This is a genomic window from Variovorax sp. AC103 (assembly GCF_979254005.1).
The window spans coordinates 346220-373081 of record NZ_CEEDFC010000002.1 but is presented as its reverse complement, the minus strand read 5'-3'; the positions used below and the strand labels follow the sequence as shown (position 1 = coordinate 373081).

25 protein-coding genes and 1 tRNA gene are annotated in these 26862 nt (G+C 68.6%); 17 read left to right on the top strand and 9 right to left on the bottom strand.

Annotation, left to right across the window (positions count from 1 at the left end; all coding sequences use genetic code 11):
- The first annotated feature begins 30 nt into the window (after window positions 1–30).
- From AC0IYU_RS04410 to AC0IYU_RS04395, 4 genes are all read left to right on the top strand, one after another.
- Entirely contained in the window at window positions 31–459 is a 429-nt protein-coding gene (locus AC0IYU_RS04410; protein ID WP_472113636.1) for a helix-turn-helix domain-containing protein, read from the top strand.
- Window positions 452–1183, top strand: a complete 732-nt coding sequence (locus tag AC0IYU_RS04405) for a nucleotidyl transferase AbiEii/AbiGii toxin family protein (protein ID WP_472113460.1) — start codon at window positions 452–454, stop codon at window positions 1181–1183. The genes AC0IYU_RS04410 and AC0IYU_RS04405 overlap by 8 nt, the downstream gene beginning before the upstream one ends.
- 76 nt (window positions 1184–1259) lie before the next feature.
- Window positions 1260–1979 carry a 2OG-Fe(II) oxygenase gene (locus AC0IYU_RS04400; protein WP_472113457.1) on the top strand — a complete coding sequence of 240 codons (720 nt, stop codon included), beginning with the start codon at window positions 1260–1262 and terminating at the stop codon, window positions 1977–1979.
- Between the two features lie 202 nt (window positions 1980–2181).
- Window positions 2182–4125, top strand: coding sequence for an adenylate/guanylate cyclase domain-containing protein (locus tag AC0IYU_RS04395; protein WP_472113454.1), 1944 nt, complete (start codon window positions 2182–2184; stop codon window positions 4123–4125).
- Here AC0IYU_RS04395 and AC0IYU_RS04390 read toward each other — a convergent pair.
- The gene (locus AC0IYU_RS04390) at window positions 4122–6137 is read right to left on the bottom strand and encodes an acetoacetate--CoA ligase (protein ID WP_472113451.1); all 2016 of its coding nucleotides are present in this window, start codon (window positions 6135–6137) and stop codon (window positions 4122–4124) included. The two genes, AC0IYU_RS04395 and AC0IYU_RS04390, sit on opposite strands and share 4 nt — an antisense overlap.
- A gap of 100 nt (window positions 6138–6237) precedes the next feature.
- Here AC0IYU_RS04390 and AC0IYU_RS04385 point away from each other — a divergent pair, with 100 nt between their 5' ends.
- Genes AC0IYU_RS04385 through fahA form a run of 7 tightly spaced genes read left to right on the top strand, consistent with a single transcriptional unit; the run spans window position 6238 to window position 12531 of the window.
- Window positions 6238–6990 (top strand): TetR/AcrR family transcriptional regulator, encoded by a 753-nt coding sequence (locus AC0IYU_RS04385; protein ID WP_472113448.1) that lies wholly within the window; start codon window positions 6238–6240, stop codon window positions 6988–6990.
- Window positions 6987–7946, top strand: coding sequence for an ABC transporter substrate-binding protein (locus tag AC0IYU_RS04380; RefSeq protein WP_472113445.1), 960 nt, complete (start codon window positions 6987–6989; stop codon window positions 7944–7946). Before AC0IYU_RS04385 ends, AC0IYU_RS04380 begins: the two co-directional genes overlap by 4 nt.
- A complete protein-coding gene (locus tag AC0IYU_RS04375; RefSeq protein WP_472113442.1) occupies window positions 7943–8800 on the top strand; it encodes an ABC transporter ATP-binding protein in 858 nt (285 codons plus the stop codon). Before AC0IYU_RS04380 ends, AC0IYU_RS04375 begins: the two co-directional genes overlap by 4 nt.
- The gene (locus tag AC0IYU_RS04370; RefSeq protein WP_472113439.1) at window positions 8793–9563 is read left to right on the top strand and encodes an ABC transporter permease; all 771 of its coding nucleotides are present in this window, start codon (window positions 8793–8795) and stop codon (window positions 9561–9563) included. The genes AC0IYU_RS04375 and AC0IYU_RS04370 overlap by 8 nt, the downstream gene beginning before the upstream one ends.
- Window positions 9560–10354, top strand: coding sequence for an ABC transporter permease (locus tag AC0IYU_RS04365; RefSeq protein WP_472113437.1), 795 nt, complete (start codon window positions 9560–9562; stop codon window positions 10352–10354). The genes AC0IYU_RS04370 and AC0IYU_RS04365 overlap by 4 nt, the downstream gene beginning before the upstream one ends.
- Before the next feature lie 37 nt (window positions 10355–10391).
- The gene (locus AC0IYU_RS04360; protein ID WP_435486525.1) at window positions 10392–11198 is read left to right on the top strand and encodes a cyclase family protein; all 807 of its coding nucleotides are present in this window, start codon (window positions 10392–10394) and stop codon (window positions 11196–11198) included.
- A 10-nt stretch (window positions 11199–11208) separates the two neighbouring features.
- A complete protein-coding gene (gene fahA, locus AC0IYU_RS04355) occupies window positions 11209–12531 on the top strand; it encodes a fumarylacetoacetase (RefSeq protein WP_472113434.1) in 1323 nt (440 codons plus the stop codon).
- A gap of 54 nt (window positions 12532–12585) precedes the next feature.
- Here fahA and AC0IYU_RS04350 read toward each other — a convergent pair.
- From AC0IYU_RS04350 to AC0IYU_RS04340, 3 genes are all read right to left on the bottom strand, one after another.
- Window positions 12586–12661, bottom strand: a tRNA-Gly gene (locus AC0IYU_RS04350).
- A 63-nt stretch (window positions 12662–12724) separates the two neighbouring features.
- Window positions 12725–13627 (bottom strand): NAD(P)/FAD-dependent oxidoreductase, encoded by a 903-nt coding sequence (locus AC0IYU_RS04345; RefSeq protein ID WP_472113431.1) that lies wholly within the window; start codon window positions 13625–13627, stop codon window positions 12725–12727.
- Complete coding sequence (locus AC0IYU_RS04340) at window positions 13617–14078, bottom strand: RrF2 family transcriptional regulator (RefSeq protein WP_472113428.1); 462 nt, start codon at window positions 14076–14078, stop codon at window positions 13617–13619. Before AC0IYU_RS04340 ends, AC0IYU_RS04345 begins: the two co-directional genes overlap by 11 nt.
- Window positions 14079–14325: 247 nt before the next feature.
- Between AC0IYU_RS04340 and AC0IYU_RS04335 the strand changes: the two genes are divergently transcribed.
- The gene (locus AC0IYU_RS04335; RefSeq protein WP_472113425.1) at window positions 14326–14802 is read left to right on the top strand and encodes an adhesin; all 477 of its coding nucleotides are present in this window, start codon (window positions 14326–14328) and stop codon (window positions 14800–14802) included.
- Between the two features lie 64 nt (window positions 14803–14866).
- Here AC0IYU_RS04335 and AC0IYU_RS04330 read toward each other — a convergent pair whose 3' ends face one another.
- The 5 genes from AC0IYU_RS04330 to AC0IYU_RS04310 form a co-directional block, all read right to left on the bottom strand.
- Window positions 14867–15310 carry a MaoC family dehydratase gene (locus AC0IYU_RS04330; protein ID WP_472113422.1) on the bottom strand — a complete coding sequence of 148 codons (444 nt, stop codon included), beginning with the start codon at window positions 15308–15310 and terminating at the stop codon, window positions 14867–14869.
- Between the two features lie 10 nt (window positions 15311–15320).
- Window positions 15321–16601, bottom strand: a complete 1281-nt coding sequence (boxA, locus tag AC0IYU_RS04325; protein ID WP_472113419.1) for a benzoyl-CoA 2,3-epoxidase subunit BoxA — start codon at window positions 16599–16601, stop codon at window positions 15321–15323.
- A gap of 133 nt (window positions 16602–16734) precedes the next feature.
- Complete coding sequence (gene boxB, locus AC0IYU_RS04320; RefSeq protein WP_435439903.1) at window positions 16735–18162, bottom strand: benzoyl-CoA 2,3-epoxidase subunit BoxB; 1428 nt, start codon at window positions 18160–18162, stop codon at window positions 16735–16737.
- A gap of 34 nt (window positions 18163–18196) precedes the next feature.
- Window positions 18197–19873, bottom strand: coding sequence for a 2,3-epoxybenzoyl-CoA dihydrolase (gene boxC / locus AC0IYU_RS04315; protein ID WP_435486534.1), 1677 nt, complete (start codon window positions 19871–19873; stop codon window positions 18197–18199).
- A gap of 135 nt (window positions 19874–20008) precedes the next feature.
- A complete protein-coding gene (locus AC0IYU_RS04310) occupies window positions 20009–20956 on the bottom strand; it encodes a helix-turn-helix transcriptional regulator (RefSeq protein ID WP_472113416.1) in 948 nt (315 codons plus the stop codon).
- 163 nt (window positions 20957–21119) lie between these two features.
- Between AC0IYU_RS04310 and AC0IYU_RS04305 the strand changes: the two genes are divergently transcribed.
- The 5 genes from AC0IYU_RS04305 to AC0IYU_RS04285 all read left to right on the top strand — a co-directional run bounded on the left by AC0IYU_RS04305 (window position 21120) and on the right by AC0IYU_RS04285 (window position 26856).
- Window positions 21120–21611 (top strand): 4-hydroxylaminobenzoate lyase, encoded by a 492-nt coding sequence (locus tag AC0IYU_RS04305; RefSeq protein ID WP_472113413.1) that lies wholly within the window; start codon window positions 21120–21122, stop codon window positions 21609–21611.
- Window positions 21608–23158, top strand: coding sequence for a 3,4-dehydroadipyl-CoA semialdehyde dehydrogenase (locus AC0IYU_RS04300; RefSeq protein WP_472113410.1), 1551 nt, complete (start codon window positions 21608–21610; stop codon window positions 23156–23158). The genes AC0IYU_RS04305 and AC0IYU_RS04300 overlap by 4 nt, the downstream gene beginning before the upstream one ends.
- Before the next feature lie 35 nt (window positions 23159–23193).
- Complete coding sequence (locus AC0IYU_RS04295; protein WP_472113408.1) at window positions 23194–24741, top strand: benzoate-CoA ligase family protein; 1548 nt, start codon at window positions 23194–23196, stop codon at window positions 24739–24741.
- Window positions 24742–24883: 142 nt separating this feature from the next.
- Window positions 24884–25687, top strand: coding sequence for an alpha/beta fold hydrolase (locus AC0IYU_RS04290; protein ID WP_472113405.1), 804 nt, complete (start codon window positions 24884–24886; stop codon window positions 25685–25687).
- Entirely contained in the window at window positions 25684–26856 is a 1173-nt protein-coding gene (locus AC0IYU_RS04285; RefSeq protein WP_472113403.1) for an ABC transporter substrate-binding protein, read from the top strand. The genes AC0IYU_RS04290 and AC0IYU_RS04285 overlap by 4 nt, the downstream gene beginning before the upstream one ends.
- Window positions 26857–26862 lie beyond the last annotated feature (6 nt).

Here is a 26862-nt window from a genome sequence, read left to right as displayed (position 1 = left end):
GGCCAACGCCTTGAAGCCTTTGGCCGGCACATTCATGCCCGGCGAAAGGCACTCAAGGTCAGCGCCGTCACGGCCGCCGAGGCGGCGGGCATGTCGCGCATGACGCTGCATCGCATCGAACGCGGGGAGCCGTCCGTCACGATGGGGGCCTACATGAACGCGCTGGCGGCATTGGGGCTGGATGTCGAGGTGGTTGCGCCGTTCGAAGGCCGCGCCAGCGAGATTGCAACGCCTGCTTCCGCGCGCGCGTCGAAGACAACCGTGCGGGTCGCCGATTTCCCGCAATTGCGCCGTCTCGCCTGGCAACTGCCGGCGGACGCAGAGCTCACCCCCGAAGAAGCCTGGGGCACCTACGAACGCAACTGGCGCCACGCCGATCCATCGGCACTCGAAGACAAGGAACGCCAGTTGCTCGCCGAGCTGGCCCGCACGCTCGGTCGCAAGCCCCTGGATGTTTGAACGCGCACACCATCGCCGCGTGGCCGAGGTGCTCGCCGCGCTGAATGCCGAGCTGCTCGCAGACAACCATTGCCTGTTCGGCGGGGGCACCGCCATCGCGCTTCGGCATGGCGAGTACCGCGAATCGGTGGACATCAACTTTCTCGTGTCGGACGTGGCGGGCTATCGCTGCCTGCGGCAGCTTGTCACCGGCAGCGAAGGCCTGCGCGCACTCGCCCGCGAAGGCAGCCGGTTGCAGCAGGCACGCGAAGTCCGCGCCGACCAATACGGCATCCGAACCCTCGTTCGCGTGGACGGCACGGAGAGCAAGTTCGAAATCGTGCTCGAGGCACGCATCGCGCTCGAAGCGCCGGGTGCCGCCGACCGCATCGGCGGCATCGCCACGCTCACGCCCCTGGACATGGCGGCAAGCAAGCTGCTCGCCAATTCCGACCGCTGGGCCGACGACAGCGTGTTCAGCCGGGACCTGATCGACCTGGCCATGATGCGGCCCGGCAAGACGCTGCGCCAGCGCGCAACAGACAAGGCCCGGCAGGCCTACGGCGACAGCATCGACACCGACCTTGCAAAAGCGGCCGATGCCTTGCTGCAGCGGCCCGGCCGCATGGAAAGGTGCATGGAAATGCTGCAGATGGCGCCTTCGGTCCCTCCGGCACTGCTGCGCAAACATATCAAGGCCTTGCTTCCAAGGGCATCCCGCGCGACGCACAGCGACAGCCCTTGAACGAATGCCCGCTCGCCGCTGGCATCGCGTCCGAAAACGGCCAGCATCGCGCGCCCGCCGCCCGGACACTGGCCCCATGCAAACCTCCGCCCCCCCTGTGCACACCATCGCCGCCCTCGACTGGCCCCGCATCGAAACCGACCTCGCCGCCCGCGGCTGCGCCGTCGCCGGCCCGATCTTCACGCCCGAGGAATGTGCCGCGCTCATTGCGATGTACGACGAGGGCGAGCGCTTTCGCAGCCGCGTCGTGATGCAGCGCCACGGCTTCGGCCAGGGCGAGTACCAGTACTTCGCGTACCCGCTGCCGAAGAAGCTCGCGGCATGGCGCGGCGCGCTGTACGAACGGCTGGCACCGCTGGCCAATGCGTGGGCCGCCGCCATGGGTCAGCCAGCCGACTACCCGCCCGACCACGCGGCCTACCTGGCGCGCTGCCACGCGGCGGGCCAGCTGCGCCCCACGCCGCTGCTGCTGCGCTACGACGAAGGCGACTACAACTGCCTGCACCAGGACCTGTACGGCGACCTGCAGTTTCCGCTGCAGCTCACGGTGCTGCTGAGCGTGCCGGGGCAGGACTTCAGCGGCGGCGAGTTCGTGCTGACCGAGCAGCGCCCGCGCATGCAGTCGCGCGCCGAGGTGGTGTCGCTCGCCCAGGGCGAGGCGGTGATCTTCGCGGTCAACCAGCGGCCGGTGGCGGGCACGCGCGGCAGCTACCGCGTGACGATGCGCCACGGCGTGAGCCGGCTGCGCGCGGGCCGGCGGCACACGCTGGGCCTGATCTTCCACGACGCACGCTGAGCGGCATCGCGCACGGCCCGCCCCGCGGCCGCTGCGGTCTAGACAGGCCTGAGACACCCCATCCGCGAAGACGAGCGAAAATCCAGCCCGCCTGCGGCACTCACCAGGATCCCTGACACACACGATCGGGGCCGTGGGCTCCCCGCGGGCCGACCCGCGGCCTTCGCGCCACGGGTGTGTCCGATGGTTGCCAGGGAGCTGTATGCACAAGAACTCGTCCGGACATCCGGCCGCGGCTGGAAAGCCGTCGATAGAACCCACTGCCGCCGCCTCGACAACGGCCCCACCGCCCGGGCGTTCGCGGCGCTTCAGGGTCGACGTGGGCTCCATCGTCAGTGCCGTGGCCCTGGCCCAGTCGCTGCTGCTGGTGTCGCTGGGCTACTGGGGCTCGCAGCGGCTGGTGTCGCGCATCGGCGTGTCCGCGCACAAGTCCAACCACGACCGCACCGAGGACAAGGTGCGGGCCTTCCTGCAGAAGGCCGAGTCGGTCATCAACGCGGTGGGCACCGCACCCAGCCTGCGGCCCGCGGGCGACCAGGTGGAACACACGTCCGAGCTGCTGTGGACGCTGCTGCAGCAGTCGCCCGAGCTCGACAGCATCTACGTGAGCAACGAGCGCGGCCAGATGCTGATGGCCCTGCGCTACCCGGTGCCTGCCATGCGCCACATCGAGCTCGGCCAGGGCTTCACCACGGAAACCTGGCAGTACAAGCTGCCGCTGGACGCAGAGGCCGACGTGCAGCAGCGCTACGCCACGCAGCGCATCGCGTCCTACCGCAGCAGCTACGACCCGACGCAGCGCAGCTGGTACCTGCAGGCCAGCAAGACGCAGGGCCCGGTCTGGACGCAGCCCTACGTGTTCGCGGCCGCGCAGGAGCTGGGCGTGACCTACGCGCTGCCCAGCAAGCGCCGCTATGCGGACAGCAGCGCGCAGGCGCTGGTGGTGGCGGGCGACGTGTCACTGGGGCGGCTCTCTGACTTCGTGCGGCAGTTCAGCAGCGGCGGCTACGGCGACAGCGCGCTGCTGAGCTCGGACGCCCGCGTGCTCGCGCGCAGCGACATGCCGGGCGTGCTGCACCAGCTGGACGCGCCGACCGGTGTGCTCGGCGCACTGCACGCGCACATGGTGGCCGACGGCACCGCCGGCAGCGGCACCGACACGGCGTTTTCGTTCACCCACGAAGGGCGCCGCTACCTGGTGCAGACCTCGCGCATTCCCGCCACCGGCTGGCAGCTGGTGAGCTGGGTGCCCGAAGAAATGCTGCTGGGCGACCTGCACCGCGCGGTGCTGTGGGGGCTGCTGCTGGCGCTGGTCTTCCTGGCGATGGCGCTGCTCATGTCGCTGAAACTGTCCAAGCTGGTGACCTCGCCGGTGGAGAACCTCTCGCACATCGCGCGGCGCATCGGCCTGCTGGAGCTGGACAACCTGCCGCGCGAGCCGAGCCGCGTGCTGGAGATCCAGCATCTGGACCAGGCCCTGGACGACTCGGCGCGCAGCCTGAAGGCGTTCAGCAAGTTCGTGCCGGTGGACGTGATCAACCAGCTGGTGGCCGAAGGGCACGCACTCGCGCCCAATGGCTCGCCGCGACGCATCACGGTGATGTTCACCGACGTGGAAGGCTTCACATCGATCTCGGAATCGCTGGACACCGACGTGCTGGTGGGCATGCTGACCGAGTACTTCAACCTGGCCACCGGCGTGTTCGCGCGGCACGGCGGCGTGGTCGACAAGTTCATCGGCGACGGCATCATGGTGCTGTGGGGCGCGCCGGCCGACCTGCCCGACGCGGAACACAAGGCCTGCCTCGCGGCGCTCGAGCTGCATGTGGAAATGAGCGAGCTCAACCGCAAGTGGCTGGCACAGGGGCTGCCCGAATTCCGCACGCGCATCGGCATCCATACCGGCACGGTGATCGCCGGGGTGCTGGGCTCGAACGACCGGCTGTCTTACACCGCCTTCGGCGACGTCATCAACGTGGCGAGCCGCATCGAAGGCATCAACAAGCAGCTGGGCACGCAGATGCTGATGTCGGAGGTGACCTTCGCCGGGCTGCAGGGCCGCCTGCACACGCGGCGCATCGAGGAGCTGGTGGAGCTGCGCGGCCGGCAGACGCGCATGGTGCTCTACGAGCTGCTGACGTCCTAGGCTGCCGCGGCTTGCGAGGCAGCGGCGGCGCGCTGCGCGGCAAAGGCCACGTACCAGTCGAGGCTTGCCGGGTTGGCCATGGCCTCGCGGTTGACCACCTTCTCGATCGGCTGGCCCAGCAGCAGCTTCTTGATCGGCAGCTCCTGCTTCTTGCCCGACAGCGTGCGCGGAATCTCGGCCACCTGGAAGATGTCGTTGGGCACGAAGCGCGGCGACAGCGAGGTCTTGATGGCGTTGTTCAGCCGCGTGCGCATCGCGTCGTCCAGCGCCACGCCGGGGCGCAGCACCACGAACAGCGGCATGTAGCTGTCGCGGCCCAGGTACTCCAGGTCGACCACCATCGAGTCGAGCACCTCCGGCAGTCCCTCGACCGCGCTGTAGATCTCGCTGGTGCCCATGCGCAGGCCCTGGCGGTTGATGGTGGCGTCGCTGCGGCCGTAGATGATGCAGCCGCCGTCTTCGCCGATCTTGATCCAGTCGCCGTGGCGCCACACGCCCGGGTAGGTGTCGAAGTAGCTCGACAGGTAGCGCGCGTTGCCTTCGTCGCCCCACAGGTAGAGCGGCATCGACGGAATGGGCTGGGTGCACACCAGCTCGCCCACCTCGCCGACGACGCTCTGCCCGCTCTCGTTCCAGGCCTCGACCGCGTGGCCGAGTTCGCGGCACTGCATCTGGCCCGGCACTTCGGGCAGTTCGCGGTTGCCGCCGACGAAGGCGCCGCAGAAGTCGGTGCCGCCCGAGATGTTGCACCACCACACATCCGCGGAGCCCGCGTCGAGCACCTGCTGCGAGCCCCAGCGCTGCACCTCTTCGGGCAGCGGCGAGCCGGTGCTGCCGAGCGCACGCACGCGCGACAGGTCGCCGCAGTCTTTGGCGACCAGGCCGGCCTTCATGCAGTTGGTGAAATAGGCCGCGCCCGCGCCGAAGAAGGTGACCTTGTGGCGCGCCACGAAGCGCCACAGCACACCCCAGTCGGGCTTGTCCTTGCTGCCGGCCGGGTTGCCGTCGTAGATGCAGATGGTGGCGCCGAAGGCCATGCCCGAGAGCTGCGAGTTCCACATGACCCAGCCGGTGGAGCTGTACCAGTGGTAGCGCTCGCCGAAGTTGTTGGCGCCGTAGCTCGCGCCCACGTCGTTGTGCAGGCCGCAGGCATGCATGGTGAGGATGATGCCGCCCTGCCCGTGCACGATGGGCTTGGGCAGGCCGGTGGTGCCGCTCGAATAGACGATCCAGATCGGGTGGTCGAAGGGCAGCCACTCGGGCTCGAAGGCGGCGACCCTGTCGTCGTAGCGGTCGGTGGCGTGCAGCCATTCGACGTCGTGCGGCACCGTCTGCGCGGCGTAGGGCGTCTTCACCAGCACCAGCTTCTTCACGCTCGGCAGCTGCGCGCGCAGTTCCTGCAGCACGGTGCTGCGGTCGAGCGCCTTGCCGCCGTAGTGCACGCCGTCCACCGCGATCAGCACCTTGGGCTCGATCTGGCGGAAGCGGTCGGCCACGGCGGCGGTGCCCATGTCGGGCGCGCACACGCTCCACACGGCGCCGATGCTGGAGCACGCCAGGAAGGCCACCATGGTCTCGGGCACGTTGGGCATGTAGGCGGCCACGCGGTCGCCGCGCTGCACGCCCAGCGACTTGAGCGTGAGCGCGGCCGAAGCGACCTGGCGGCGCATTTCGGGCCATGACATCTCGCGCACCTCGCCGCGCTCGTTGTCGCTCACGATGGCGGGCATGCCGGCCGCATGTGCCGCGTCGACATGGCGCAGCACCTCGCGCGCGTAGTTGACCTGGGCGCCGGGGAACCAGCGCGCGCCGGGCATGCGCGACTCGGCGAGCACCGCCGTGTGCGGCGTGGGCGACTCGATGCGGGCGTAGTCCCACAGGCTCTGCCAGAAGGCGTCGAGGTCGGTGACCGACCAGCGCCACAGCGCGTCGTAGCTGTCGAACGAGAGGCCGCGCACGTCGCGCAGCCAGTTTTGATAGAGACGGATCTGGGGAATGTTGGGAACGGCCATGGCACGAGCGTAGCGCCGCGAACGACCGTGCTCAATGAGGGTTGACCTCAGGGTTTGTACGCGTGTTCAATGTTTTTGTACAAGCGTTCAATATGCCTTCATGAGCATCCGCACACCTGCCGCAAGGCGCAGCGCCTCGCGCACTCCGACGCAGAGTTCCGCCGCAGTCGCCGCCGAGACTGCGCGGCCCGACCGCAAGCAGGCGATCCTGCTGGCGGCCGAGAAGCTTTTTGCACGGCACGGCTACCACGTGGTGACGATCCGCCAGATCGCCGAGGAGGCCGGCGTGCCGCTGGCGCTGGTGGGCTACTACTACGGCCAGAAGCACGAGCTGTTTCACGCCATCTTCGAGCACTGGGGCCACTCCATCGAGGCGCGGCTCGCCGGCCTGGCCGCGGTGGACATCGCCCCCGACGACGCGCGCACGCTGCCGCGCATCATCGATGCCTTCACCGCGCCCGTGCTGGCACTGCGCGCGAGCGCCGAGGGCGAGTACTACGCGCTGCTGGTGGCGCGCGAGCTGTACCACGCCACCGAGGAGGCCGACCGCGTGCTGCGCGCCTACTTCGACCCGCTGGCCGAGGCCTACATCGACGCGCTGCACACCGCGCTGCCGCACGCCACGCGCAGCCAGGCCGCCTGGGGCTACCAGTTCGCGCTGGGCTCGCTGCTGCATCACCTGAACGACACCCGCATCGAGCGGCTGTCGCGCGGCGAGAACAAGCGCGCCGACCCGGCCGTGGCGCCGATGCTGGTGAGCTTCATCGTCGGCGGGCTGCGCGCCGCGCTGCCGCGCCCGAAGACCGTCAAGACCCCACGCACGAAGACCACTCCCAGGAGACAGAAGACATGACGAAGACCCCCACGATGAAACGGCGCACCCTGCTGTCGGCGCTGGCCGCGGCATCGGCCGCCGCCGCGCTGCCCGCCTTCGCGCAGGCCAACACGAAGATCGTGTTCGGCTACACCGCCGTGACCGACTTCGCCTCGGTGTTCGTGGCGGCCGAGGAGGGGTACTTCAAGAAGCGCAACCTCGAGGTGGAGCTCAAGTTCATTCCGCTGAACTCGACCATTCCCGCGGCGCTGCAGTCCGACTCGCTGCAGATCGGCGGGCCCACGCCCTCGGTGTTCCTGCAGGCGGTGGACGGCGGCCTCGACCTGGTGCTGGTGGCCGGCGGCGGGCTCACGTCGAAGACCATCACCGGCTTCGGCCTGGTGGCGCGCGCGGGCTCCGGCATCAAGGGCCCGCAGGACTGCGTGGGCAAGAAGATCGGCGTGCCGGGCCTGGGCGCCTTCCTGCACGTGACCTTCCGCGCCTGGCTGAAGGACAGCGGCGTGGACTACCGCAAGGTCAACTTCGTGGAGGCCGCGTTCCCTCAGCATGCCGACCTGCTGCGCGGCGGCTCGGTCGACGCGGTGGTGTCGGCCGACCCGTTCATGAGCCGCATCACCGAAAGCGGCGCGGGCTACGTGGCCTCGTACTACTCGACCTTCCTGCCCGAGAACAACCAGACCATCGTGCATGCGGCCAAGCGCGAATGGGTGGCGAAGAACCCGGGCGCGGCGCGCGCCTTCCGCGAGGCGCTGGTCGAATCCGCCGCGTTCATGCAGCAGGCGAAGAACGACGCCAAGGTGCGCGCGGCCATCGGCAAGTACATCAAGCTGCCGCCCGAGGTGCTGGCCAAGGTGCAGGTCTCGCCGCCCGGTCCGGTCGTGACCGAGAAGCAGCTCGCCTACTGGACCGGGCTGATGAAGGAGCAGGACATGCTCAAGACGAACATCGACGTGACGAAGCTGGTGGCCAAGTGATCTCGGCACCCGCACCTGTCACCGCGCGCGCCGCGCTGTCGGCGAACGGCTTCCCTTCGCAGGCCGGCCCCGCGATGCAGGCCACCCCCTTCCTGCGCTTCGACGGCGTTGCCATCCGCCTGGGCGGACGCGAGATCCTGTCGCCCACCTCGTTCGACGTGGCACGCGGCGAGTTCGTCTGCATCGTCGGCCCGAGCGGCTGCGGCAAGACCACGCTGCTGCGCGCGGCCAGCGGGCTCGTCACGGCCAGTGCGGGCGACGTTCGACGCAACGGCGTGAAGATGACCGAACCCTCGCGCGAAGTCGCCTTCGTGTTCCAGGACTACGGCCGCGCGCTGCTGCCCTGGCGCACGGTGGAGGGCAACGTGAGCCTGGCGCTCGAGGCGGCCGGCGTGCCGGCGGCCGAGCGCGCGCCGCGCATCGCCGACGTGCTGGGCAAGGTCGGCCTTGCGAAGCATGCGCAGAAGTTTCCGGTGCAGCTGTCGGGCGGCATGCAGCAGCGCGCGCAGATTGCGCGCTGCCTCGCGCAGCAACCCGAGTTGATGATGATGGACGAGCCCTTCGGCGCGCTGGACGCGCTCACGCGCCAGAGCCTGCAGGACGAGCTGGCGCGGCTGGTGCGCGACGACGGGCTCACGGTGCTGTTCGTCACGCACGACCTGGAAGAAGCCATCTACCTCGGCGACCGCGTGATCGCGCTGCAGGCCGACCCGGGCCCGGGGCGGCCGAGTCTCGCGCGGATGATCGACGTGAAGATTCCGCGGCCGCGCGACCAGCTCACGACGAAGGAGCATCCGGAGTACCTGCGGTTGCGGCGTGAGCTGTTCGCCTTCATCGAGCAGGGCCATGACTGAGCGCCGCGTCCTTCGGTGGCTGCGGCCGTGGGTGGTTCCCGCCCTGCTGGTCGCGGCATTCGAGTGGTACGCGCGGCGCGCGGCCGCCCTGGGCAGCGATTCGCTCGCGCCGCCGAGCGCGGCGGCCAGGGCCTTCGCAGGCGCTGCGATGGACGGCTCGCTGTGGCAGGCCACCGGCTTCACGCTGGGCACCGCTGCGCTCGGTCTGCTGCTGGGGGCGGTGCTCGGCATTGCAGGGGGCCTGGTGCTCGGGCTCTCGCGCCGCGCGGCGCAGCTCGGGTCCATGTCCATCGAGGTGCTGCGCCCCGTGCCCTCGGTGGCGCTGATTCCGCTGGCGATGCTGGGCTTCGGCTTCGGGGTGCGCATGGAGCTGGCCATCGTCGCCTTCGCCACCTTCTGGCCGCTGCTGGTGCTGGTGCAGTCGGGGGTGCAGCAGATCGAGCCCCGCCTGCTGGAGGTGAGCCGCGTGCTGGGCCTGTCGGCGCGCGAACGGGCCTTCAAGATCGTGCTGCCGGCCATCATGCCGCGCCTGTTCGTCGCGCTGCGGCTCGGCGTGGCGGTGGCGCTGGTGGTGGCCGTGACGGTGGAGATCGCGGCCAACCCGAACGGCATGGGCTACGCGATGATGATCGCGCAGCAGAGCTTCGACCCCGCGCTGATGCTCGCGTGGCTGGGGTGGATCGGCGTGGTGGGCTTCGCGGTGAACGCGGGCATGGTGCTGCTGCAGCGCGTGGTCGCGCGGCGCATGGGCGTGCTGTCATGAACCGCTCGAACCGCTTCGGCCTGGACTGGCTCGGCTCGCTGGGCGTGCTGCTCGCGCTGGTCGCGCTGTGGTGGGTCGCGAGCAACGCGGGCTGGGTCAGCCGTGTGTTCCTGCCGACGCCCCAAGCCACCCTCGCCAGCCTGCTCGAAGGGCTGAACCTCTCGGGCGACAGCACGAACGCAGGCAAGGGCGAGCTGCTGGCGTTCACGCAGGCCACGGTCGGCCGGATGGTCGAAGGCTGGCTGCTCGCGTCGCTGTTCGGCGTGGTGCTGGGCGCGGCCATCGGCGTGTCGCCCGCGGTGCGCGCGTGGGTGCAGCCCACGCTGGAGTTCATTCGCCCGCTGCCCGCCTCGGCGCTGCTGCCGCTGGCCATTTCGATCTTCGGGCTCAACCCCGGCATGGTGCTCTTCGTGGTGGCCTTCGGCGCGATGTGGCCGGTGCTGCTGGCCACGGTGCACGGCTTCGCGGCCGTGGAGCCGCGCCTGGCGGAGGTGGCGCGCTGCCTGCAGATGTCGCGCGCGGCGTACATCTGGAAGATGGGCCTGCCCAACGCCATGCCCGACATCCTGGCCGGCATGCGCCTGGCGCTGACCATCGCGCTCATCGTGGCGGTGGTGGGCGAAATGATCGCCTCGCAAAGCGGCCTGGGCCAGGCCATTCTTCTGGCCGCGCGCGCCTTTCGCGCCAGCGACCTGTTCGCCGGCATCGTGCTGCTCGGCCTCATCGGCTTCGTGAGCAATGCATTGCTGGCCTTTGCCGAGCAACGCCTGCTGCGCTGGCAGCAGCCCTGATTCCTTATTCCCACACGAAGACACAAGGAGCCTTCCCATGCCACGCAAATTCGTCGACCTGTCGATCTTTCTGGAGAACGACGTGATGTCCGACCCGCCGGCCTTCGCGCCGAAGATCCAGTACTTCACGCACGAGCAGACCTACGAACAGATCGAGCCCTTCTTTCCCGGCCTGAAGAAGGAGGACCTGCCCGACGGCGAAGGCTGGGCGGTGGAGCTGGTGCAGCTGTCCACGCACAACGGCACGCACCTCGATGCGCCCTATCACTTCCACTCGACCATGGACAAGGCGCTGGGCGAGAAGAAGCCCGCCATCGCCATCCACGACGTGCCGCTCGAATGGTGCTTCCAGCCGGGCGTGAAGCTCGACTTCCGCCACTTCGCCGACGGCTACGTAGTGACGGCCGCCGACGTCGAGGCCGAGTTGCAGCGCATCGGCCACACGCTGAGCCCGCTGGAGATCGTGGTGGTCAACACGCGCGCCGGCTCGCGCTACGGCCACAACGACTACGTGTCGGCCGGCGCGGGCATGGGCTACGAAGCCACCATGTACCTGCTGGAGCGCGGCGTGCGCCTGACGGGCACCGACGCCTGGAGCTGGGACGCGCCCTTCGTGCACACCGCGAAGAAGTACGGCGAGACGCAGGACGCCTCGCTGATCTGGGAAGGCCACAAGGCCGGGCGCGACATCGGCTACTGCCACATCGAGAAGCTGCACAACCTGGAGGTGCTGCCGCCCACGGGCTTCTTCATCAGCTGCTTCCCGCACAAGATCCGCGGTGCATCGGCGGGGTGGACGCGCGCGGTCGCGATCTTCGACGACGCGCTGATGGCATCGGTGTAAGGGCTTTCGAATGAACGCGCTCAATCACACGCACGACGCCGACGCACGCAGCTGGGTCGACTCGGCCAACGCCGCGGGCTGCGACTTTCCGATCCAGAACCTGCCGCATGCGGTGTTCCGCCGCGCGGGCAGCACAGAGGCGTTTCGCGGCGGCGTGGCCATCGGTGACCGGGTGCTCGACCTGGCGGCACTGGTCGGCTCCCGGCAGCTCGACGGTGCGGCCCTCGATGCGGCGCGCGCGGCCGCGTTGCCTGCGCTGAACGACTTCTTCGCGCTCGGCGGCGGCGCATGGCGGGTGTTGCGCCACGCGCTGTTCGACCTGCTGAAGCACGACGCGCCCGATGCCACCGTGCTGGCGGTGCGCACGTGCCTGGTGCCGCAGGCCGAGGTCGAATACACCGTGCCCGCGCGCATTGGCGACTACACCGACTTCTACACCTCGATCGACCATGCGCTGAACATCAGCCGCCTGATGAACCCCGACGGCGACGTGACGCCCAACTTCCGCTGGATTCCCACCGCGTACCACGGGCGCGTGTCGACCATCGGCGTGAGCGGGCAGCGCTTTCACCGCCCGATGGGGCAGTCGATGGCACCGGGCGCGAAGGCGCCCACCTGCCAGGCCTGCGCACGGCTCGACTACGAGCTGGAGCTGGGCGTGTGGATCGGCACGGGCAACGCGCAGGGCGAACCGATTCCGCTCGAGCGCGCCGGGGAGCACATCTTCGGCATCTGCCTGCTCAACGACTGGTCGGCGCGCGACATCCAGTTCTGGGAGATGGCGCCGCTCGGGCCCTTCCTGGCGAAGAACTTCGCCACCACCATCTCGCCGTGGATCGTGACCATGGAGGCGCTCGCGCCCTACCGGCAAGCCTGGACGCGGCCCGCGAACGAGCCGCAACCGCTGGCGTACCTGGAGAACGCCGCCAACCGCGAAAGCGGCGCGCTCGACATCCGGCTGGAGGTGTGGCTCGAAAGCGAGAAGGCACGCAAGGAAAACACCGGGCCGTCGCGCCTGTCGTCCACCAGCTTCAGGCACCAGTACTGGAGCGTGGCGCAGATGGTCACGCACCACACGATGGGCGGCTGCAGCCTGAACCCGGGCGACCTGTTCGGCAGCGGCACGATCTCGGGGCCCGGCGAGGGCGAGGCCGGCGCCATCATCGAGCTGGCGCGCGCGGGGCAAAGCCCGGTCACGCTGGCCAACGGCGAGCAGCGCAGCTTCCTGGAAGACGGCGACGCGGTGCTGCTGCGCGGCTGGTGCGAGAAGCCCGGGCATGCGCGCATCGGGTTCGGGGAGAGCCGGGGGACGGTGTTGCCGGCGAGGGGCTGAACCGGAGCGCCAATGAAAAAGGCCACCCTTGTGAGGTGGCCTTTTTGCGCGATTTGGAGCGGGAAAAGAGTCTCGAACTCTCGACCTCAACCTTGGCAAGGTTGCGCTCTACCAACTGAGCTATTCCCGCGACAGCCTCAGATTATAGGGTGGTCTCGGGCCGTTTTCGCCGAATTCGCGAAAAAAAGTGAAATCAGGCCTCGAACACCAGCGACCGATGCAGCGACACACCGGCCGAGAGCCCGTCGGCGGAGGCCAGCGTGGCGTTGGTGAAGGCCATGGCGAGGTCGCCCGCCGCGTACACGCCGGGCACGGTCGTCATCTTCATGGCGTCGACGCGCAGCACCGGGCCTAGCGGGCCGTCGTCGAAAGCGCAGCCGAGCTGCCCGGCCAGCGGGCTGGCGGGCCGCGTGCGCGGCACCACGTACAGCGCCTCGATCGGCACCCGCCGCCCGTCGCCTAGCCGCACGCCGGCCAGGTCGGTTCCCGCGCCTTCGAGGCCGGCGACGCGCCCCGGCTCGATGGTCACGCCGCGCGCCTGCAGCTTCGCGCGCACCTCGGCGTCGAGCGCGTCGCTGCCGTTCATGAACAACGTGACCGGCCCCCACTCGGCGATCAGCAGCGCATGGTCCGGCGGCAGCGCGCCGGCGAACAGCAGGCCCAACTGCCGGCCGCTGAACTCGTAGCCGTGGCAGTAGGGGCAATGCAGCACGCTGGTGCCCCAGCGCTCGCGCACGCCGGGAATGTCCGGCAGGCCGTCCTGCACGCCGAAGGCCAGCAGCAGCTTGTGAGCCGAGCGCTGTTCGCCGTTGTCCAGCGTGGCGGTGAATCCGTCGGCGCCGTCGGCGCTCGCGGCCACGACACTGGCCTGGATGTATTCGACCGTCGGGTATGCGAGCAGCTTGTCGCGCGCGTCGGCAATCATCTTCAGCGGCGGCACGCCGTCCTGCCCGAAGAAACCGTGCGACTGGGCGGCGAAGCGGTTGCGCGGCGCACCCGCGTCGACGACGCACACCTTGCGGCGCGCACGGGCCAACTGCATCGCAGCGGAAAGGCCGGCAAAGCTGCCGCCCACGATCAGGGCGTCATGCCGCATGTTCGATGTCCTTCAAGGTGAAACTGCCGCCCGTCATGCGGCGATGGAAGTCCCTGGACAGGTCTGCCAGGGTGATGCTGTTGAAACGCCGCAGCAGCAAGGCCTCGGCCTCCTGGCAGGCGCCGTCGAGCGCCGCGTTCACGGCCTGCTCGACGATGCAGCCCGGGCTTTCGGTGCGGTGGCCCATGGCCAGCAGCGCGGGCGCGCCCACGGCGTTGTGGATGTCGCCCAGCGTCACCGTATCCAGCGAGCACGACAGCACCCAGCCGCCGCCGTGGCCCCTGGCCGAGCTCACGAACCCCGCCTGCCGCAGCCCCGCCATGACGCGGCGCACGACGACCGGGTTGGTGTGCATCGCGACCGCGAGCGACTCGGAGGTGACGGGGCCGTCCATCTCGGCCATGTGCAGCAGCACGTGGAGAACGCCTGAAAGCTTGCTGTCTCGTTTCATGCAACATTATTAGTTGCGTGAGTTGACGGGCGCAGGCCTGTGCCCGGTTTGCACCTGCGTCCCGTAGTGTCTTTGCCGGCGATAGATGGCCGGCACGAACGCACGAGCCCCTGCTCCCGCTGACAGCCAAGTCCCACACGCAAGGACGGCTGTCGCGCACACGGCGACACGTGCCGGTACGTTGAAGGTTCAACCCGAACTGGCCCAGAGCCGGTTCGTGACCATTCAACGAAAGGAACAGTCACACATGAAGCAACAACAACACAAGCAGATCTTCGTCGGCGCCCTGCTCGCCGGCCTCCTGGCCGTGAGCGGTGCAGCGCAGGCGCAAGGCGTGGGGGTTGGCGTGGGCGTGAATGCCGACGTCAACACCTCGACCGGCGTGAAGACGGCGCCAGCCCAGGGCAGCGCCGGCACCAACACCGGCGCAGCCGCCGGGGCGGGCACCTCGGCGAACACTGGCGGTGCAGGCAATGCCGCAGGCGGCGTGGGCAACGCAGCAGGTGGCGTCCTCGGCGGCGCGACGGGTGCGGTGGGCGGTGCCACGGGCGCAGTCGGCAACACCACGGGCGGCCTGACGAACACCGTGGGCGGCACGCTCAACGGCGCGACCGGTGCCGCGGGCTCGGCCGGCGGTGGCCTGAAGGCACCCGGCGCATCGGGCGCTGGCGTGAAGGCGAACGGCAAGGCCAAGGGCTCCAGCGCCGTCGACCTGACCAAGTAAGAAATCAAGTCTGTCACACACGGAAAACCCGCAGCGCTCGCGCGTTGCGGGTTTTTTTGTGCGTTCAGAGCGCCGGCTTGAGCTTGAAAAGGCTGGTCACGTCGACCTCGAGCACCAGCTGCTCGCGCTGGTTGAACAGCCGCCAGCGCCAGCGCAGGATGCCCAGCGTGGGGCGCTTCTCGGAGCGTCGCACCTCGCTGACCTCGGCCACCAGCCGCAGGGTGTCGCCGGGCCGCACGGGGTGGGGCCAGCGCACCTGTTCGAGCCCCGGGGACGCGAAAGACTCCGACCCCGCCAGCACCGCATCGACCACCAGCCGCATCGCGATGGCGCAGGTCTGCCAGCCGCTGGCGATGAGTCCGCCGAAGGGGCTCTGCGCGGCCGCTTCGGCATCGGTGTGGAACCACTGCGGGTCGTAGGCCCGCGCGAACTGCACCAGCTCGGCCTCGGTGAGGACATAGGGCCCGGCCTCGATGACCTGGCCCGCATGGAAGTCGGCGAACTGCATCCGCCGCGGCTCAGTAGGTTTCGAGGTGCAGGCGGCCTTCCCGCTTCAGCGCGGCGCCCACGGTGTCCCAGTCGAGCCCCGCGTCCTTCGCCACGTCGCGCAGTGCGAGCACCACGCCCTCTTCCATGCTCTTCAGGCCGCACACGTAGAAGTGGCTGCTGCCGTCGTTCAGCAGCGCGGCCAGGTCGGCGGCGCGCTCGCGCATCAGGTCCTGCACGTAGCGCTTGGGTTGCCCCGGCGTGCGCGAGAACGCGAGGTTGATGTCGATGAAGTCCTTCGGCAGCGACTGCAGCGGCCCGAAATACGGCAGTTCCTGCTGCGTGCGCGCGCCGAAGAACAGCATCAGCTTGCCGCCTTCGAACTTGCCGCTCTTGCGCAGGCGGCGGCGCCACTCGGTCATGGCGCGCATGGGCGCGCTGCCGGTGCCGGTGCAGATCATCACGATGTTCGACTTCGGGTGGTTCGGCATCAGGAACGACGAACCGAAAGGCCCCACCACCTGCACCGTGTCGCCCACCTTCAGGTCGCACACGAAGTTGGAGCACACACCGCGCACGGGGTCGCCCTCGTGGTCTTCGGTGACGCGCTTCACGGTGAGCGAGACGTTGTTGTAGCCGGGGCGCTCGCCGTTGCGCGGGCTCGCCACCGAGTACTGGCGCGCATGGTGGCGCTTGCCGATGGCGTCCACGCCGGGCGGGACGATGCCGATCGACTGACCTTCGAGCACCGGGAACGGCACCACGCCGAAGTCCAGCACGATGTGGTGCGTCTCGCTGTCGAAGCCCGCCTCGGTGCAATTGAAGTTGCCGACCACCGTGGCGGTGGTCGGGGTCTTGGGCGGAAAGAGATTCGTGTACGCGTGCGCAGCCGACCAGGGCGGCACGGTGGCGCCGTACTGCGCGGAATTGAAGACCGGCTCGGTCGCTTCGGCGGCGGCCTGGGCCTGCGTCTGCGCGGGCACTTCCGTGGCTTCTGCTGTCGCTGCAGGCACGCCGGCGGCTTCGAGCTCTTCGGGCGACAGTTCGCCCGGCAGCGACTCCCAGCCGAGCTGTTCCTCGATGGTGTACGCGCGCACCAGCGGCATCGTGCGCCAGTTGTCGATCGAGCCCGTGGGGCACGGCGAGATGCAGGCCATGCAGCCGTTGCAGATGTCCGCGCGCACGACGTAGTTGTTGTCGTCGTGCGTGATCGCGTTCACGGGGCAGATGGCCTCGCAGGTGTTGCAGCGGATGCAGATCTCGGGGTCGATCAGGTGCTGCTTGATGACTCCGGCTTCAACGGCCATGTCCATGTGGTTCTCTCCTGAAAGCCCTCCCGTTTCGGGGGAGGGTCGGGTGGGGGCAAGCGGCGCTTGTCGTGGTCACGCTGCCTGCCCCCATCCCAGCCTTCCCCCAGCGGGGGAAGGAGCAATACCGAAATACCGATCAGCCGAAACGAACGTACTCGAAGTCCACCGGCTGGCGGTTGATGCCCATCACCGGCGGCGAAATCCAGCCGGCGAACTTGCCCGGCTCCACCACGCGGCCCATCAACGATGCCACGAAAGCGAAGTCTTCGGAACTCGGCAGCCATTCGTCGCGCTTGGCGGCCCATTCCACCTCGTTCACCACGCGGCCTTCGGGCGACATCTTGATGCCGGCGAGCGCGCCGATCTGGCGGTTGAAGGCCTTGTGCGGCACCGACAGGCGCGTCGGGATGCCGGCCTTCTCGAGCACCTTGTTCCAGCGGCCCACGCCGGCCACGGAGTCCTTGATGAAGTCGTCGCGCAGCACTTCGTTGAGCGCGTTGAGCATCGGCACGTCCTTCTCGACGAGCTGGCCGTCGCGCACTTCGAGCACCTTGTAGGTCTGGCCCTTGAGCACGTGGTCGTCGTCGCGCTTGCCTTCTTCGTAGCGGCCCTTCAGGCCCGAGCTGTAGAAGATGGCGGCGTTGCTCGACTGGTCGGCGCCGAACAGGTCGATGGTCACGCTGTAGTGGAAGTTCAGGTAGCGCTGGATGGTGCCCAGGTCGATGCAGCCTGCGGCGCGGATCTTCTGCGCGTCGTCGGTCTTCAGCTCGTTCATCACCTGCGCGGTGCGCGCGATGACGCGCGACACGCCGCTCTCGCCCACGAACATGTGGTGGGCTTCCTCGGTCAGCATGAACTTCGTGGTGCGCGCGAGCGGGTCGAACGCGCTCTCGGCCAGTGCGGCCAGCTGGAACTTGCCGTCGCGGTCGGTGAAGTACGTGAACATGAAGAACGCCAGCCAGTCGGGCGTCTTCTCGTTGAAGGCGCCCAGGATGCGCGGGTTGTTGGCGTCGCCCGAGGTGCGCTGCAGCAGTGCGTCGGCTTCCTCGCGGCCGTCGCGGCCGAAGTGCTTCTGCAGCAGGTACACCATGGCCCACAGGTGGCGGCCTTCTTCCACGTTGATCTGGAACAGGTTGCGCAGGTCGTACATGCTGGGCGCGGTCAGGCCCAGGTGGCGCTGCTGCTCGACCGACGCGGGCTCGGTGTCGCCCTGCGTCACGATGATGCGGCGCAGGTTGGCGCGGTGTTCGCCGGGCACGTCCTGCCAGGCCTTCTCGCCCTTGTGGTCGCCGAAGTGAATTTCGCGGTTGGCATCGCCCGGGTTCAGGAAGATGCCCCAGCGGTAATCGCGCATCTTCACGTGGCCGAACTGGGCCCAGCCTTGCGGGTCGACGCTCACGGCCGTGCGCAGGTACACGTCGTGGTTGGTCGAGCCTTCGGGGCCCACGTCGTCCCACCAGTTGATGAAGTTGGGCTGCCAGCCTTCGAGCGCGCGCTGCAGCGTGCGGTCTTCGCCGAGGTTGACGTTGTTGGGGATCTTCTCGCCGTAGTTGATCGTGCTCATCGTTGTTCCTTGGGTTGTTCGGACGGTTGTGTGCTCAGACGCGGTTCAGGTCGAAGCCGGCCTTCTCGCCGGTGCCGTAGACCTTCAGCGCGCCCTTTTCGCCAACGGCGTTGGGGCGGTTGAAGATCCAGTTCTGCCAGGCGGTGAGCCGCCCGAAGATGCGGGTGTTCATGTTCTCCTTGCTCGCGAAGCGCAGATTGGCTTCCAGGCCGGTGAGCGCGTCGGGCGACATGGCCGCACGCTCCTCGATGGCGATGCGGATCTCGTCGTTCCAGTCGATGTCGTCGGGCGCGGCGGTCACCAGGCCCAGCTTGACGGCCTCGTCGGCGTCCAGTGCCTTGCCGACGGCGGCACGTGCGGCCTCCAGCGGCGCGGTCTCTTCATAGAAGCGGCGTTGCAGGCGGCTCTGGTCGTTGACCATCGGGAAGTGGCCGAAGCTGGCCTCGCCCAGCGTGAGCTTCGGCGCGCGGTCGGCATCGTCGGGCAGCGCGAGCATGTAGGTGCGGTCGGCCGCGAAGGCCAGCTCGGCCAGCGTGCCGGCGAAGCAGGAGCCGGCCTCGACCAGCGCGAACAGGCTGCGCGACGACACATCGAGGCGCGCCAGCGTGCGGCGCAGCGCGCCGATGGTTTCGCGCACCAGCCAGTGGTCCTTGTGGGCGAACATCACGGCATCGGACGCCAGCACGGCGGCGGCGTCGCCTTCGGTCTTGAGCAGCCAGGTGCCGGTGTCGAGCTCGTTGGTGCGCAGGTTGAGGATGGCGTCGTCGAGTTCGCGGCACATCGCGAGCGGCCACCAAGCGGCACCCGCGGCCTCGATGGCGGCAATGTCGGCCGGCTGCGCGCCGGTGGGCGCCTTGATGGTGATCGTGGCCGTGCGCTTGCTGCGGTCGATCTGCACGTTGACGTGCGAATACGCGATGCCGTCGGCGCTGTCGGTGCGCTCCAGGCGGGTCAGCGCCACGCCCTTGCCATCGGCCGGGCGGTCGCTGCCGGCGGCGAGCTGCGACGCGCGCTCCTGCACGGCGGCGGGAAACTGCGCGGGCTTGGCCACGGCGTCGACCAGGCGCCAGTCGACCGCGCGCTGGCCGCGCACGCCTTCCACGCTGGTGCAGAAGATGTCGGCGAGGTCATGGCGCACGCGGCGCTTGTCGGTCACGCGGGTCAGGCCACCGGTGCCGGGCAGCACGCCGAGCAGCGGCACTTCGGGCAGCGACACGGCCGACGAGCGGTCGTCCACCAGCAGGATTTCGTCGCAGGCCAGGGCCAGCTCGTAGCCGCCGCCGGCGCAGGCGCCGTTCACGGCCGCGATGAACTTCAGGCCCGAATGCTTCGAGGTGTCTTCGATGCCGTTGCGCGTTTCGTTGGTGAACTTGCAGAAGTTCACCTTCCAGGCGTGGCTGGAAACGCCGAGCATGAAGATGTTGGCGCCCGAGCAGAAGATGCGGTCCTTGCCGCTGGTGACGATGACGCTGCGCACCTCGGGGTGCTCGAAGCGCACGCGGTTGAGCGCGTCGTTCAGCTCGATGTCCACGCCCAGGTCGTAGCTGTTGAGCTTCAACTTGTAGCCGGGGCGGATGCCGCCGTCTTCCGCAATGTCGAGCACGAGGCGCGCAATGGCGCCGTCGAAGCTCAGCGACCAGTGGCGGTACTGGCCGGGTTCGGTGCGGTAGTCGACGCGCGCGGGCGCCTGGAGCGTGGTGGTGTCGGTCATGCAGAAGTCTCCTGTGGGACTGTGTTCGGAAACCGGGAACAGGAAAGATAATGCACTTTCTTGCGCCGATGACATGCATCATGCTGCATGCATACAGGCAAGTCAATGCCTGTTGTGCTTTTTTTCAGATTTCAGTCAGGCGCCCAGGCCCATCGACTGGCGCGTGGCCGCACGCAGGGTCTGGAAGCTCTGCGCCAGCGTCTTGCCGCTCGTGTCCACCGACAGGTCGGCCTTCGAATAGAAAGCGGCGCGGCCGTTCAGGATGCGGCGCAGGTCTTCCATCGCCTCCTTGCTCGCGGCCATCGGGCGGGTGTCGCCCTGCGCGGCCACACGGCCCATGTGCTCCTCGGGCGCGGCCTGCAGCCACACCGTGGTGCAGTGCGCCAGGAGCTCGTTGAAAGTGGCCGGGTCGGACACGATGCCGCCTGGCGTGGCGATCACCACCTCGCTGTAGATCTGCACCGCTTCCTCGAGCGCGCGGCGCTCGTAGCGGCGGTAGGCATTGGTGCCGTACAGGTCGTGGATTTCGCGCACGCTGCAGCCCGCGAGCTTCTCGATCTCGCGGCTCAGCTCGATGAACGGCAGCTCCAGGTCTTCGGCCAGCATCTGTCCCAGCGTCGACTTGCCCGCGCCGCGCAGCCCCACGAGCGCAATGCGCCGGTGCCGCGCCGGGTCGACCGAGGCCGTGCCCAGCAACTCGCCGAGCGCCACGCGCACGCGGCGCAAGTCGGTCTCGCTGCGGTTTTCGAGCAACTCGCGAATCAGCAGCCACTCGGGCGAACTGGTCGTCACGTCACCCACCAGTTCGGCCAGCGAGCAATGCAGCGCGCCCGCCACCTGCTGCAGCACCAGGATCGACGCGTTGCCGATGCCGTATTCGAGGTTGGCCAGGTGGCGCTCCGACACGTCGGCCGACAGGGCCACCGCCTTGCGCGTGAGGCCGCGCTGCGCGCGCAGGTTGCGCACCCGGTCGCCCAATGCCGCCAGCAACGGATTCTTGGCCTCCCCAGCCGGCGCCGCGCCGTTGCCGCCGGCGGCGCTTTCGGGCGCGGTGGCCAGCACCGCGTCTACATGCTCGTTCATGCAATTCCTCGTTCTTCGCCGGGATTGTGCGCGCTCAGGGTAAACACCATATATGCACTATATTGCTTGACACTCATTGTCTCGATGCTTATTGTTCGGCCACAAGCAAGATACTGCACACGCAGCAATCCTGCAAGGTAGTTCATAAGTTCGAGGCCCCACGATGTCCGACCGCAACACACACGCCAACGGCAAGGAAGCATTTCACCAGCTGATTGCCGGCCTGACTGCCGAAATCGCCGGCAAGCCGCTCGACAGCGCGCTCGACCGGTGGCTCAACGCCACCCACGGCGCGGGCAGCGCCAGCTTCGAGCAGCTGCGCCAGGCCTGCATCGGCGGCGTGGCCGAAGGCTGGCTGTGCGAGCGCGAAGGCGGCGGCATCAAGTACGGCCGCGTCTTCAAGGCCGAAGACGCGCTGCACCGCTTCTCGGTCGACGTGGTCGACATGCAGGACATCGCCGGCCCGCACCACACCCACCCGAACGGCGAGATCGACCTGATCATGCCGCTCGACGACCACCCCGCCACCTTCGACGGACGGCCCGCGGGCTGGTGCGTCTACGGTCCGGGCACCGCACACCGCCCGACCGTGGCCAGTGGCCGCGCACTCGTTCTCTATCTCTTGCCCGAAGGGCAGATCAAGTTCACCCCATGACTGAGCTCCTCCCCAACTACGTCGCCGGCCGCTGGCAAAGCGGATCGGGCGCCGGCACGCCCCTGTTCGACCCGGTGCTGGGCACCGAGCTCGCGCGCGTCGACGCCACCGGGCTCGACCTGCCCGCAGCCTTTGCCTTCGCCCGTGAACAGGGCGGCCAGGCGCTGCGCGCCCTCACCTACCGCCAGCGCGCCGGGCTGCTCGGCGCCATCGTGAAGGTGCTGCAGGCCAACCGCGACGCGTACTACGAGATCGCCACCGCGAACTCCGGCACGGTGAAGAACGACTCGGCCGTCGACATCGACGGCGCGATCTTCACCGTCGGCCAGTACGCCAAGTGGGGCGACACGCTGGGCGACGTGCGCGCGCTGCGCGACGGCGACGCGGTCAAGCTCGGCAAGGAGCCGGTGTTCCAGTCGCAGCACCTGCAGGTGCCCACGCACGGCGTGGCGCTGTTCATCAACGCCTTCAACTTTCCGTCGTGGGGCCTGTGGGAAAAGGCCGCGCCCGCGCTGCTGTCGGGCGTGCCGGTGATCGTGAAGCCCGCCACGGCCACCGCCTGGCTCACGCAACGCATGGTGAAGGACGTGGTCGACGCCGGCGTGCTGCCGGCCGGCGCGTTGTCGATCGTGTGCGGCAGTTCGGCCGGCCTGATGGACGCGCTGCAGCCCTTCGACGTGGCCTCGTTCACCGGCTCGGCCGAGACGGCCGCGGTGATCCGCTCGCACCCCGCCGTGACCGAGCGCTCGGTGCGCGTGAACATCGAGGCCGACAGCCTCAACAGCGCCCTGCTGCTGCCCGGCGCCGCGCCCGGCAGCGAGACCTTCAACCTGCTCGTGCGCGAAGTGGTGCGCGAAATGACCGTCAAGTCGGGCCAGAAGTGCACCGCCATCCGCCGCATCCTGGTGCCGGCCGAGGTGTACGACGCGGCCGCCGAAGCCATCGGCGCCAAGCTCGCGGGCATCAGCGTCGGCAACCCGCGCAACGAAGGCGTGCGCATGGGCTCGCTCGTGAGCCGCGCGCAGCTGAACGCGGTGCGCGACGGCCTCGACGCGCTGGCCGCACAGACCACCGTGCTGCACGACAGCCGCGACAAGCCCCTGGTCGATGCCGACCCGAAGGTGGCCGCCTGCATCGGCCCCGTGCTGCTGGGCGCGCGCGATGCCGATGCGGCGCAGCGCGTGCACGACGTGGAAGTATTCGGCCCTGTTGCCACGCTGCTGCCGTATCGCGATCTCGCGCATGGCATCGCGCTCGCCCACCGGGGTCAAGGCTCGCTCGTCACCTCTCTGTACGGCAGCGACGACGCCGCGCTGGCGCAAGCCGCGCTGTCTGTCGCACCGAGCCATGGCCGCGTGCACGTCATCACGCCGGACGTGGCGCAAGCCCAGACCGGGCACGGCAACGTGATGCCGATGTCGCTGCACGGCGGCCCCGGCCGCGCGGGCGGCGGCGCCGAACTGGGCGGCCTGCGCGCGCTCGACTTCTATCACCGCCGCACCGCCGTGCAGGCCAGCCCCGGCGTGCTCGCGGCACTGGGCCTCTAGAAGAAACACAAAAAGCGGCCGAAGGAGACAAAGAAATGACCCTGCCCCCACGATTCAACTTCGCCGAGCACCTGTTCGCCCTCAACCGCGGCCGCGCCGAACGCATTGCCTACATCGACGACCGCGGCACGCTGAGCTACGGCCAGCTCGAAGACCGGGCACGCCGCCTGGCCGCCGCATTGAAGGCCGCGGGCATTCGCCGCGAAGAACGCGTGCTGCTGCTGATGCTCGACAGCAGCGACTGGCCCGTGAGCTTTCTCGGCTGCCTGTATGCCGGCGTGGTGCCGGTCGCCGTCAACACGCTGCTCACGCCCGACGACTACGCCTACATGCTCGACCACAGCCGCGCGCAGGCCGTGCTGGTGTCGGGCGCGCTGCTGCCGACCTTGCAGGACGCGATGTCGCGCGGCGGCCACGAGGTGCAGACGCTGTTCGTGTCGCAGCCGGCGGGTGCGTTGCCTGAAAACGCGAAAGCATTCGACACCGCGCTCGCCGCCGTCGAGCCCCTGGCCGCGTCGGTGACCACCGCGTCGGACGACCCCGGCTTCTGGCTCTATTCGTCGGGCTCCACCGGCAAGCCCAAGGGCACGGTGCACACGCACGCCAACCTGTGGTGGACGGCCGAGTTGTTCGGCAAGCCGGTGCTCGGGCTGACCGAGAACGACGTGTGCTTCTCGGCCGCCAAGATGTACTTCGCCTACGGCCTGGGCAATGCGCTGACCTTCCCGCTGTCGGTGGGCGCCACCGTGGTGCTGATGGCCGAGCGGCCCACGCCCGACGCCACCTTCCGACGCTGGGTGGAGCACAAGCCGACCGTGTTCTTCGGCGCGCCCACGGGCTTCGCGGGCATGCTGGCTTCGCCCAGACTTCCGGCGCGCGAAGCAGTGGCGCTGCGCATGTGTTCGTCGGCCGGAGAAGCCTTGCCCGGCGAGATCGCGCAGCGCTTCAAGGCGCACTACGGCTGCGAGATCATCGACGGCATCGGCTCCACCGAGATGCTGCACGTGTTCATCTCCAACCGCCCCGGCGACGTGCGCTACGGCACCACCGGCAAGCCGGTGGAGGGCTACGACATCGAGCTGCGCGGCGAAGACGGCCGCCCCGTGGCCGACGGCGAGATCGGCGACCTCTACATCCGCGGCCCGAGCGCGGCGCTGATGTACTGGACCAACCGCGAGAAGTCGCGCGACACCTTCCAGGGCGGCTGGACCAAGAGCGGCGACAAATACACGCGCGATGCCGACGGCTACTTCACCTACGCAGGCCGCAGCGACGACATGCTGAAGGTCAGCGGCATCTACGTGTCGCCCTTCGAGGTCGAGGCCACGCTGATGCAGCACCCCTCGGTGCTCGAAGTCGCGGTGATCGGCAAGGAAGACGCCGAGGGGCTGACGAAGACCAAGGCCTTCGTGGTGCTGAAGGACGGCAGCACGGCGACCGAGGAAGAGCTGAAGGCCTTCGTGAAGGAACGGCTCGCGCCGTACAAGTACCCGCGCTTCCTGGAGTTCGTGAGCGAGCTGCCGAAGACGGCGACGGGGAAGATTCAGCGGTTCAGGTTGCGTGAGAGGGAAAAGCAGGCATGACAGGAGCCCTGTCTTTGTCTTGCTCCCTCCCCTCCCGGGGGAGGGCTGGGGTGGGGGCAAGCGGCATCTGCACAAGCACTGCCTCTGCCAACGCCGCTCGCCCCCATCCCGGCCTTCCCCCAAAGGGCGAAGGAGCAAAACCATGAGCCCCGAGTTCGCCGCCATCGACTGGCGCGGCCGCACGGTCCACATCGAATGCCAGTGGATCGCCCCCGAGCGCACCGACGCCCCCCTCATCGTCTTCCTCCACGAAGGCCTCGGCTCCGTCGCCATGTGGAAGGACTTCCCCGCGCAGGTCTGCGACGCCGCCCAGGCGCGCGGCCTCGTGTTCTCGCGCCCCGGCTACGGCCGCTCCACACCGCGTGCCGACGACGAGACCTGGGACGTCGACTTCATGCACCGCCAGGCCCACGAAGTGCTGCCCGCGCTCTTCGCCGCATTGAAGCTCGACGGTGAAAAGCCCTGGCTCTTCGGCCACAGCGACGGCGGCTCGATCTCGCTGCTGTACGCCTCGCGCTTTCCGGACAAGGTCGCAGGCCTGGTGGTGCTCGCGCCGCACATCTTCGTGGAAGACAAGACCGTCGCGAACATCGAGATCGCGAGCACCGCCTACCTGAGCACCGACCTGCCGAAGAAGCTGGGCCGCTACCACGACAGCGCCGATTCCGCCTTCTGGGGCTGGAACCGCATCTGGCTGCACCCGCCGTTTCGCGACTGGAACATCGAGGCCGAGCTCGACACCATCCGCTGCCCGGTGCTCGCCGTGCAGGGCATCGACGACGAATACGGCACGCTCGCGCAGATCCGCGACATCGCTGCGCGCGTGCCCACGACGCAGCTGCTCGAGATCCCTGAATGCGGGCATTCCCCGCATCGCGATCAGCCGGATCGTGTCATCGTCGCGACCACTTCTTTCATCACCAAAAACAGGAGACAGACACCATGACCATTCGCACCGCACGGCTGGCACTCACCGCCATCGCCTTTGCCGCCCTGGCCTCGGCCGCCGGCGCCCAGGGCACCGGCAAGCTCAAGGTCGGCCTGATGCTGCCGTACAGCGGCACCTACACCGCTTTGGGCGTCGCCATCGAGAACGGCTTCAAGCTGTACGTCGACGAGCAGGGCGGCAAGCTCGCCGGCCGCGAGATCGAGTACTTCAAGGTCGACGACGAGTCCGACCCCGCCAAGGCCACCGACAACGTCAACAAGCTCATCAAGCGCGACAACGTCGACGTCATCGTCGGCACCGTGCACTCGGGCGTGGCCATGGCCATGGCCAAGGCCGCCAAGGAAAGCGGCACCGTGCTGATCGTGCCCAACGCCGGCGCCGACGCCGTCACGGGTCCGATGTGCGCGCCCAACATCTTCCGCAGCTCCTTCAGCAACTGGCAGCCGGCCTACGCCATGGGCGAAGTCGCAGCCAAGCAGCAGGGCAAGAAGAAGGCGATGACCATCACCTGGAAGTACGCGGCCGGCGACGAGTCGGTCAACGGCTTCAAGGAAGGCTTCGAGAAGAACGGCGGCAAGGTCGACAAGCAGCTCACGCTGCCCTTCCCCAACGTGGAATTCCAGGCGCTGCTGACCGAGATCGCGGCGGCCAAGCCCGATGCGGTGTACGCCTTCTTCGCCGGCGGCGGCGCGGTGAAGTTCGTCAAGGACTACCAGGCCGCGGGCCTGAACAAGACCATTCCGCTGTACGGCCCCGGCTTCCTGACCGACGGCACGCTCGACGCGCAAGGCGAATCGGCGCAAGGCATGCTGACCACGCTGCACTATGCAGACGGCCTGAACACGCCGCGCGACACGGCGTTTCGCACCGCCTATGCCAAGTCGTTCAAGCTGCAGCCCGACGTGTACGCGGTGCAGGGCTACGACGCGGCGCAGATGCTGGGCGTGGGCCTGAACGCCACCAAGGGCGACATCTCGAAGAAGGCCGAGTTCACGAGCGCCATCGAGAAGGCCAGGATCGACAGCCCGCGCGGCACGTTCACTGTGAGCAAGTCGCACAACCCGGTGCAGGACATCTACCTGCGCAAGGTGGACGGCAAGGAGAACAAGCTGGTGAGCACGGCCATCAAGGGCCTGGCCGATCCGGCCCGCGGCTGCAGGATGTAAACCAGG